This is a genomic window from Streptosporangium sp. NPDC003464 (assembly GCF_053588315.1).
The window spans coordinates 1-9,307 of the sequence record NZ_JBSFPS010000345.1 but is presented as its reverse complement, the minus strand read 5'-3'; the positions used below and the strand labels follow the sequence as shown (position 1 = coordinate 9,307).

The 9,307-nt window shown below is 71.7% G+C and carries 10 protein-coding genes; 7 read left to right on the top strand and 3 right to left on the bottom strand.

The window, feature by feature from the left end; translation table 11 throughout:
• Positions 1–60: 60 nt before the first annotated feature.
• The gene (locus ACWDS7_RS43485) at positions 61–210 is read right to left on the bottom strand and encodes a hypothetical protein (RefSeq protein WP_451934063.1); all 150 of its coding nucleotides are present in this window, start codon (positions 208–210) and stop codon (positions 61–63) included.
• Positions 211–431: 221 nt separating this feature from the next.
• On the opposite strand from ACWDS7_RS43485, the gene ACWDS7_RS43480 reads away from it, so the two are divergent.
• Positions 432–2,021, top strand: coding sequence for a hypothetical protein (locus ACWDS7_RS43480; protein ID WP_451934062.1), 1,590 nt, complete (start codon positions 432–434; stop codon positions 2,019–2,021).
• A 14-nt stretch (positions 2,022–2,035) separates the two neighbouring features.
• Here ACWDS7_RS43480 and ACWDS7_RS43475 read toward each other — a convergent pair whose 3' ends face one another.
• On the bottom strand, positions 2,036–2,530 hold the full coding sequence (locus ACWDS7_RS43475; RefSeq protein WP_306858029.1) for an NUDIX domain-containing protein: 495 nt from the start codon (positions 2,528–2,530) through the stop codon (positions 2,036–2,038).
• Positions 2,531–2,652: 122 nt separating this feature from the next.
• Between ACWDS7_RS43475 and ACWDS7_RS43470 the strand changes: the two genes are divergently transcribed.
• From ACWDS7_RS43470 to ACWDS7_RS43455, 4 genes are all read left to right on the top strand, one after another.
• Positions 2,653–3,201 (top strand): hypothetical protein, encoded by a 549-nt coding sequence (locus ACWDS7_RS43470; protein WP_451934061.1) that lies wholly within the window; start codon positions 2,653–2,655, stop codon positions 3,199–3,201.
• Positions 3,202–3,270: 69 nt separating this feature from the next.
• Complete coding sequence (locus ACWDS7_RS43465; protein WP_451934060.1) at positions 3,271–3,855, top strand: hemerythrin domain-containing protein; 585 nt, start codon at positions 3,271–3,273, stop codon at positions 3,853–3,855.
• Between the two features lie 124 nt (positions 3,856–3,979).
• Positions 3,980–4,723: a YqjF family protein gene (locus tag ACWDS7_RS43460; RefSeq protein ID WP_451934059.1), complete on the top strand. Its 744-nt coding sequence runs from the start codon at positions 3,980–3,982 to the stop codon at positions 4,721–4,723.
• Positions 4,724–4,896: 173 nt separating this feature from the next.
• Positions 4,897–6,147, top strand: a complete 1,251-nt coding sequence (locus ACWDS7_RS43455) for a PP2C family protein-serine/threonine phosphatase (RefSeq protein WP_451934058.1) — start codon at positions 4,897–4,899, stop codon at positions 6,145–6,147.
• A gap of 79 nt (positions 6,148–6,226) precedes the next feature.
• On the opposite strand, the gene ACWDS7_RS43450 is transcribed toward ACWDS7_RS43455, so the two are convergent.
• A complete protein-coding gene (locus ACWDS7_RS43450; RefSeq protein ID WP_451934057.1) occupies positions 6,227–7,117 on the bottom strand; it encodes a glycosyltransferase family 2 protein in 891 nt (296 codons plus the stop codon).
• Between the two features lie 366 nt (positions 7,118–7,483).
• On the opposite strand from ACWDS7_RS43450, the gene ACWDS7_RS43445 reads away from it, so the two are divergent.
• Both ACWDS7_RS43445 and ACWDS7_RS43440 read left to right on the top strand, forming a co-directional pair.
• The gene (locus ACWDS7_RS43445; protein ID WP_306858022.1) at positions 7,484–7,903 is read left to right on the top strand and encodes an ester cyclase; all 420 of its coding nucleotides are present in this window, start codon (positions 7,484–7,486) and stop codon (positions 7,901–7,903) included.
• Positions 7,904–8,196: 293 nt separating this feature from the next.
• Positions 8,197–9,246 carry an iron-siderophore ABC transporter substrate-binding protein gene (locus ACWDS7_RS43440; protein WP_451934056.1) on the top strand — a complete coding sequence of 350 codons (1,050 nt, stop codon included), beginning with the start codon at positions 8,197–8,199 and terminating at the stop codon, positions 9,244–9,246.
• Positions 9,247–9,307: the final 61 nt, after the last annotated feature.

Below are 9,307 nucleotides of genomic sequence, written 5' to 3'. Positions count from 1 at the left end.
CCCGGGTCTCGAATTTCGAGACCCGGGCGTCGCTCGTTCACTCCGCCTTCACTTCGCCGGTCACAGCCACGGCATCGACCCCACCCGCACCGCGGCGACGTCGAGCCGGTACCGGCCGGGCCCGTACGCCGCGCGCAGCGGGTGGGCCGGTACGACATCCGGTGCCTGCTCCTGTTTGGAGCTCTTCGCCTGGATCACCCGCTGCAACATCCGGCACAGGCAGTCGGCCTTGGGTCATCTCAGCTTGATCGACTACGGGCAGTGCTCCGATAAGGTCCTGCTCGTAGCAGGACGGCCGATGCCCGCCTTCCGGGGATCCCGGCGGTAAGCGTAATGCGATCAGTACGGAGGATGCCGTGCCCCCGCTCGTGTACGTCGATCACGCTTCCGCTGTCACGCGACCACCGCGACGGGCACGGGCATGGAACCGAATGATCATGGTGGTGGCCGCAGCCGTGATGGCCTTCGCCGGATGGCAGAACCGGTGGATCAGCGACGATGGCCTCATCACCGTGCGGACCGTCCGGCAGTTACTCGCGGGCAACGGGCCGGTCTTCAACATCGGCGAACGCGTCGAGGCCAACACCAGCACCGCCTGGACCTATCTGGTCGCGGTGGTCTCCTGGCTGAGCCGGGGCGACGTGGCCTACGTCGCGGTGTTGCTCGGCCTCGCGTGCACAGTCGGCGCCATGTTGTTCGCCGTAGCCGGTACCGTGCGCCTGCACGGCGGCTCGCACTGGTTGCTGCCCGCCGGGGTGATGGTAGTCCTCGCGCTGCCGCCGTTCTGGGAGTTCGCCACCTCCGGCCTGGAGACCGGGCTGGTGTTTCTATGGATAAGTTCGTCCTGGTGGTTGCTGGTCCGGGCGGCTCCGGGAGGACCTGCGCTTCCCCTGGTGCTCGTCCTCGGTCTGGCGCCGCTGGTCCGGCCGGAGCTGGTCCTGGCCTATCCGGTCTTCTTCGGCGCGCTGCTCGTGCTGCGGCGGCCGGGGTGGCGCACCGTCGTCCGCTGGTTCATGATCTCCCTGGCCCTGCCGGTGGCCTACCAGATCTTCCGAATGGGCTACTACGGGCTCCTCGTACCCAACACCGCCCTTGCCAAGGAGGCCGGCGAGAGCCGGTGGGCACGCGGCCTGACCTACGCCGGGGACACCATGCTGACCTATCAGCTCGTGGGCCCCCTGCTGGCGGTGATCCCGCTTTCACTGTGGGCCTGCCGTACGCGCCGCGACCTCATCGTGTCGGCAGTCCCGCTCACGGCCGGGCTGCTGATGCTGCTGTATGTCCTGCGGGTCGGTGGCGACTTCATGCACGGCCGGATGATGCTGCCGGTTCTCTTGCTTCTCCTGCTTCCCGCCATGGTTCTGCCGCTGCGCGCCATCGCCGCGCTCGCCTGTGCGACTGTGGCGCTGTGGGCCGTGGTCTGCGCCGCAGTGCTGAGCGTGCCGTACGGGCAGGCCGTCGGGCCGGACGGGATCGCCGACGAACGCGGTTTCTACGTACTCGAGACCCGGGACCCGCATCCAGTCACCGCCGAGTCCTACGTCCGCGCCAGGCCGGACCCACTGAGCACGGAGAACGCAACTGGCTTGCACGTGCCTGACATGGGGCCGGTGCCGCTCCGCGCCGACCAGCCCGCGCGCCTGGCTGTGGCGGGCAAGGTTCTGGGCACACTGAGCGCGTCGTTCCCACTGGACGTCCTCGTCATCGACCAACTTGGCCTGGCCAACGCCCTCGGCAGTCATATGGCGACGGCCTGCGGGCAGCGGGTCGGTCACGAGAAGCCGCTTCCCGCCGAATACGTCTTCGCCGACTACATGGCCCAGGGGACTCCGCTGCCGGACGAGCGGTTCCGGGCCGAGGTGAACCGGATCAGGGGTGAGATGGCCACCGGCGGGTTCCGGGACCTGCTGGACGCCACGAGGGCCCCGCTGACGCCGCGCCGCTTCTGGGACAACCTGGTGGGCGCCCCGGCGCGCACGGCCTTTCGATTCCCCACTGCGGACGCCTCCTGCCCATCGTGAGCACTTACCTGGGCTCACAGGGATTTCCGTACGAAGTATTCCGCCACGATCCGGGTATGCAGCGGGAAGGCCAGCTCCCGCGGCCCGTCGATCAGCAACCACTCCGTCGTCTCGGCCGTGGACGCGACCGGCGGGAGGGCTGCCGAGCCGATCCGCGGCCCCACGGCGAAGATCAGCACGGTGCCGTCGGGAGCGCTGAGCACGTCGAACAGCCGGACGTCGTCCGCGTCGACGACGACCCCCGTCTCCTCCCGGAGCTCTCGGACGGACGCCTGCTGCCAGGACTCGCCCATGTCGATGAAGCCGCCGGGCAGGGCGAGCCCGCCGCGGTGCGGTTCGATGTCACGGCGGACCACGAGCAGGCTGTCGTCCACCGGCAGCACCATCACCGCGACCGGCAGCGGGTTGAGGTAGACGGTGTTCCGGCAGGCGGAGCAGGTCCGCGGCCAAGCCTGGCCGGAGGCGAACGCCTCACCACAGAAGGAGCAGTGCGAGTTCCTGACCGTCACGCCTGTGAGACTAGACCAGATGGGTACGAGTCCCGTACGGGAGCCTCCGCAGGCATGACGGATCCTTCAGGCGGCCCTCGGCGTGGAGTGTCACCACGGCGGATCCGGGATCCTCCCGGTACTTGTCCTTGAGCGGCGCCTGCAGCGCCCGCAGCTCTCCGGGCCCCTGGGCGGACGCCGCCGCGTCCGGCGCCCGGGTGACCGAGGTGCGCGCCGCCGACCTCCTCGGCGCGGGGGCCTACTCCCTGTTCAACCTGATGGTGACCGGGCCGCTGCTGGCCGGGGATCCCGCCTCCCTCCCCTACGATCTGGACGTGCCCCAGAGCTGGTCCTACACCGGTGACGTGGCGCGCACCCTGGTCGCGGCGGCGCGCGACGACCGCTCGTGGGGCAGAGCCTGGCATGTTCCGTCCACAGTGATCACCGCGCGGGAGCTCGCGGCCCGCCTGGCCTCCCTGACCGGGGCGCCGGAGCCGAAGCTGGCGAGCCTGCCCCTGGAGGAGATCCACCACCTGGCCCTCAGCGATCCGATCATGGCGGAGGTTCCCGAGATGCAGTACCTCTACCGGTGCCCCTTCGTCCTGGACTCGTCCCTGACCGAGCGGGCCTTCGGCTTCGGACCGGCCCCGCTTGACCAGGCCCTCGTCGAGATGGCCGGGCGGTGGGCCTGAACGATGGGACGCACGGACAGATAGGTGGGGCCGGTTGGGGTAGGGCGACCCGCGTGAAGGGAGCACCCCATGAGTGATCGCCGGACCGCCCCTGAGTCGATGGGCGAGAACGACGTCGTGGACCTGCTGCTGCGACAGCACGCGCTCATCCAGGACCTTTTCGACGAGGTCGAGAACGCGCCCGCGGGCGAGCGCGCGGAGCCGTTCCAGCGGCTGGTGCGGCTGCTGGCCGTACACGAGACGGCCGAGGAGGAGGTCGTCCACCCCTACGCCCGCCGTAAGATCGACGGCGGTGAAGCCGTCGTCGAGGACCGGCTGGCCGAGGAGAACGAGGCCAAGCAGCTCCTCGCCCACATGGACAAGGCGGGGGCGGACGACCCGCGGTTCCTGGCCGATCTCACCGCGCTGCGCGCGGCGGTGACGGCCCACGCGCATGCCGAGGAGCGCTACGAGTTCGCCCAACTGCGCGCGCGGACCACCGAGGCCGAGCGCCGCGCGATGGCGGCCGCGGTGAAGGCCGCCGAGGCGTTGGCGCCGACCCACCCGCACCCGGGTGTCGAGTCGGCGGCCAAGAACCTGCTGGTCGGCACGCCGATCGCGATCATGGACCGGGCCCGCGACGTGATCCGCAAGGCCATGGGCAAGGAGAACTGACAGACCCCTCTCCGGGGCGGTACGGCCCGCGCCCCCGATCCACGTCGGGGACGCGGGCCGGCCGCCGGGTGGCGGATCCGCCGGGCACCGCACTGGACCGGCTTCCCGGGGGTAGGGGCGCGGGATGCGAACGACACAGTCCCCGCGGGGCGTCTGGCCGGTGATGTACCACCAGTGGTCTCAGATGACCTTCGTTCACTGGCGCTACCCCTCCGCCCTGGTCCAGCCGTTGCTCCCCGACGGGCTCACGGTGGAGGAGTTCGACGGCTCGGCCTGGGTCGGTCTGACGCCCTTCCTCATGGAGAACGTACGAGTGCCCGGAGCGCCGGTGCTGCCGTGGCTGTCCACGTTCCCCGAGACGAACGTGCGCACGTACGTGAAGGACGCGTGGGGGCGGAGCGGCCTGTGGTTCCTGTCGCTGGACGCCGGGCGCCTCCTCCCCGTCATCGGCGCCCGGGCCGGCTACCGGCTGCCCTACCACTGGTCCGACATGTCGGTGCGCGTCGAGGGCGGACGGCGCGTCTACCGCTGCCGGCGCCGTCGGCCCGGGGGCTCTGCCGGCGTCCGGTGCGACGCCGACGTGGAGTGGGGCGCGCCTCTGGCCGGCTCCGAACGGGACGGGCTGACGGACTTCCTCACCGAACGCTACCGGCTGTTCACCGTCATCGGCGGCGGGCTGGCCCACGCCGAGGTCGAGCACCGGCCGTGGCCGCTGCGCCACGCCCGGCTGACACATCTCGACCAGGGGCTCCTGCAGGCGGGCGGGCTCACGGCCCCGGACCACGATCCGATCCTGCACGCCTCTCCGGGAGTACGGGTACGGGTGGGAATGTGGAGCAGGAGCCGGCCGTGGTGCCCGACCTCTTGAGGCGGGAGTGCCGGGCCGTTGCCACGGAGCGGGGACCGGAGGTTCATGGGCCGGTAAAGCGCTGCCTCCGGTCGTTCTGTGATCTGCGCTCCGGACTTGCCCGGGGTGAACAATCGTCTCTGTAGGAGGTCGTCGACGGACGTGGGTGGTCGCATGCAGGCGGAGGTGATGTCGTGAACGCCCAACGCGGCACGGCGCGGATGCTGAGCGGACTGCTGGACGCCGGCCACCTGATCGCGCTGGAGCGGCTGCCGTCCCTGGTCGCCGAGCACGCCGCCCACGCCGGCCTGGACGAGGTGCTGATCTACCTGGCCGACCTGCAGCAGAACGTGCTGCGGCTGCTGACCGGCCGTGGCGAGGACGCCGGCGGGCAGGGCGGGGAGAGCGGCCAGGAGACAGCCGGGCGGATCGACGAGCTGCAGATCGACGGGACGCTGGCCGGACGGGCTTTCCAGCAGATAGAGGTGCTTCCCCGGTCCGGCGCCGGCGGCGAGGCCGATCACTGGTGGGTGCCGCTGCTGGACGGCACCGAGCGCCTCGGGGTGCTGCGCGTCAGCGCCTCGGACGCCGACGAGACGACCCGGGAGGTGATGCGGGCCCTGGCCTCGCTGGTGGCGCTGCTGGTGGTCAGCAAACGCCCCTACAGCGACTCCTACGCCCGGCTGGTGCGCACCCGGCCGATGCATGTGGCCGCGGAGATGCAGTGGAACCTGATGCCGCCGCTGACCTTCGCCAACGCCGAGGTGGTGATCAGCGCGGCCTTGGAGCCGGCGTACGAGGTCGGTGGGGACGCCTTCGACTACGCCATCGCCGGCGACGTCGCGCATCTGGGAATCTTCGACGCGATGGGCCACGACGTCTCGGCCGGGCTGACCGCGAGCCTGGCCGTGGCCGCCTGCCGCAACAACCGGCGCCGGGGAGCCGGCCTGTCCGAGAACAGCGAGATGATCGAGGCCGTCCTGATCGCCGAGTTCGGCCGGGCGACCCGGTTCGTCACCGCGGTCCTGGCCGACCTGGACACCTCCACCGGAGTGCTGAGCTGGGTCAACCGCGGCCACCATCCGCCGGTGGTGATCCGGGGCGGCCGGTGGATCACCATGCTGGCCTGCCGGCCCGCCCACCCCCTGGGCCTGGACCTGGGCATCCCGGTCGCCCTGTGCCGCCAGCAGCTGGAGCCCGGCGACCGGCTGCTGCTCTACACCGACGGCATCACCGAGGCCCGCAACGCCTCCGGACAGGAGTTCGGCCTGGAGCGCTTCGTCGACTTCATCATCCGCCGCACCGCCGACGGCCTGCCGGTCCCCGAGACCCTGCGCCGTCTCACTCACAGCGTGCTCGACTACCACGACGGCCGGCTCCAGGACGACGCCACCGTCCTGCTGGCCGAATGGCAGGGCACCGCCCAACGCCGGCTGCGCATGTGACGGGCCCGGCGTCCCCGGCCCGGCGCGCCGTCCCTGGGTCCTCACGCTCTCCGGGGCGGGTGTCCGCGGCCGAGGGAGATCACTCGTTCACCGTCTCGGCGGCCTGTCCCGCGGAGCCGTGCCCGCCGCCGGGCGCCTCCAGCGACCTGCGGGCCGCCTCGACCTGCGGCGGCAGCCTGCGGCGGCCCGCCAGCGCCGCGGGCAGCCTGGGGACGGCCTCCCACAGCCCCCGCCGCCCCGCGGGGCCACCGCGCGCGGCGGCGGACGCCGTGCGCGCGACCACCGGCCACGGCCGCCGCAGGACGGCGGTGAGCACCGCGTTGCGGGCGGCGAGCACCTGCCTGCCCCGGGGGTCCCGCGAGGGCGAGGGATGGTGGTGGGCGACGACGTCCTCGACGTAGGCGAGCCCCCAGCCCGCCGCCGCCAGATCGAGGGCGAGGCGCTCCTCCTCCCCGAAGAAGAAGACGACCCCGTCGAAGCCTCCGGCGGCGAGGTACGCCTCCCGGCGCACCACCGCGCCGCACGCCAGAAACCCCAGAACACCCGGGCCGGGCAGGTCCGGCTCCCTGCCGAGGGGGGAGGCCGCCATGTCCGCGCAGACCGGATCCGGCCGCTCCTGCGGCCCGACCAGCACGCGTCCGGCCAGCACCGCCAGGCGAGGATGGGCGTCTAGGACGTCGGCGGCGCGCTCCAGCGCGCCGGCCGCCCACCAGGAGTCGTCGTCGGCGAAGGCCACGTAGGGCGTCCCCGCCAGCCGTACCCCGAGGTTGCGGGCGGGCGCGCCGAGGTTGCGCCCCAACTCGACGACCTCGACACGGGGGAAACGCCGCCGCACGGCGGCCGCGCTCCCGTCGGTCGAACCGTTGTCGAGCAGGATGACGGGCCCCTCGTGACGGGGCAGCGAGCGTTCCAGGTCGTGGCGGCGGTCCCGGCTGGCCACCACCACCGTCACCCGCGCCGGCCGGCCCATCCAGCCGACCCACCGGACCGCTCGGGTCCGGAGACTCTCCGACTCCCCTGTGGCATGCTCTCGGCCTCCGTCCCGCGACGGTCCGCACCGTGGGTCCGTCTCGCGTCCCTCCTGCCGTGGGAGGGCCGGCGGAGCGTCCGTACAACCGGTATCTACCCCGCTGAACACCGAAGACGCCGTCGGCGGCCGGCGGACGCGCTGATGCCGGCCGAGCCACCCTGGTCATATGCTCGGGATTAGCGGGTTCCGTGAGGTGTTCGCATCAGCCGTCGTGGTGATCGGCGCAGCGGGCCTCCTTCGAGAGGCGGCCGGCCTGAGGGAGCAACCGCGTCGCGTGCGTCCACTCGCGGGGAGGAGGGCGACACCATGACCGATGCCCGGCAGGTGCGCGACGGATACACCGCCGCGTTCAACGATCACGACCTGGACGCGCTGCTGCGCACCGTCAGCCCGACCGGGGTGACCGTCAGCCCGGAGGGCCTGTCCCAGGGGCGCGAAGAGCTCGCCTCGTACTTGGAACAGTTCTGGGAGGCCTTTCCGGACGTCCGCGCGGTGGTCACGGAGTCGTTCGACGTCGGCGACGCGGCGATCGACGAGCTGCTGATGGTCGGCACCCACAAGGGACCGTACGTGTTACCCGACGGCCGGGAGATCGCGGCGACGGGCCGCTCGGTGTCGCTGCGCTGCTGTTACGTCTGCGTGGTCGAGGACGGACTCATCGTGAGCCTGCGCCTCTACTACGACCAGTCGGAGTTGCACGCCCAGCTCGGTATCTCCTGCGGGTGACCTCCGGCGCGGCCCCGGGGAGGCGTCCCCGGGCGGGCTCGGGCGGCGCGGTCACGGCCGGGCGGCGGGCCGGGCGGTGGACCAGGTTCACCGCGATCGGCGACAGACGGCCGGGCCGGCCCGCGGTGTCGGGGCGGATTGAGGATCGAAGATTAGATAGGTTAGTCTTACCTAACTTCGAAAGCTCGGGCTGCGACCCGCGCGGCCTCCCGCCTCGGCCCGATCCCCGATCCAGCCGTCCCCCGCGGCGGCCGGGCGTGGCCGCGCGGCCCATGAAGCACAAGGATTCACCGATGCCGTTCAGGTTCGCCCGTGCGCGCCGCCGTGCGCTCTCCCTCTCAGCAGTCGTCGCCGCGGCCGCCCTCGCCCTCGGCGGTTGCTCCGCGGCCGAGGAGAAGCCCGCCGCCGCGGCGCCGGCGGAGACCGGCGGCTCCGCGTTCCCGGTCACGATCGACAGCGCGCTGGGCCAGGCGAAGATCACGCAGCAGCCCCAGCGCGTCGTCACCCTCGGGCAGGGGTCGGCCGAGACCGCGATCGCGCTCGGCTTCACGCCGGTGGGGATCGAGAGCTACGCCTGGGGCAGCGACAAGACCGGCTACCTGCCGTGGATCCACGAGGCGGTGACCAAGGCCGGCGGCACGCTGCCGAAGCAGTTCGCCGGCGGCGAGAACATCGACTTCGACACGATCGTCGAACTCGACCCGGACGTGATCCTGGCGCCCTGGTCCGGCATCACGAAGGAGCAGTACTCCGTCCTGTCGGGCATCGCGCCGACCGTGGCCTACCCGGACCTGCCGTGGAGCACGAACTGGGACCAGCAGATCGAGATCATCTCCAAGGCGCTGGGCAGGCCCGCCGAGGCCCAGCCGCTGATCTCGAAGGTCAGGAAGCAGCTCGCCGACGCGGCCGCGACCCGGCCCCAGTACAAGGACGTCACCTTCTCCTACATCTACACCACTGGCCCCGGCACCCTCGGCGTGTTCAAGCCCGAGGAGCAGCGGGTCGAGATGGTCTCCTCGCTCGGGCTCACCGTCGACCCCGTCGTGAACTCCTTCAAGGAGACCGAGGGCACCGACTCCGCCCTCATCGGCCTGGAGAACGCGCAGAAGCTCGCCGGCAGCGACCTGGTCTTCACCTTCTACACCGATGAGAAGACCCGCAAGGAGATCGAGGCGCAGAAGCTGTACGCGGCGATCCCCGCGGTCAAGCGCGGCGGCGTCGTCTCCAGCGACGACACCCCGTTCGTCACCGCGTCGTCGATCATCAACCCGCTCACCGTGCCGTGGGTGATCGACCGCTACCTGCCGCTGATCGACAAGGCCGTCGCCACCATCGACCGCTGAGATCCCCGGCTCCTCGATGAGCACCGCCACCCATGCCCTGCCGGGCGGCGCCGGCGCCCCG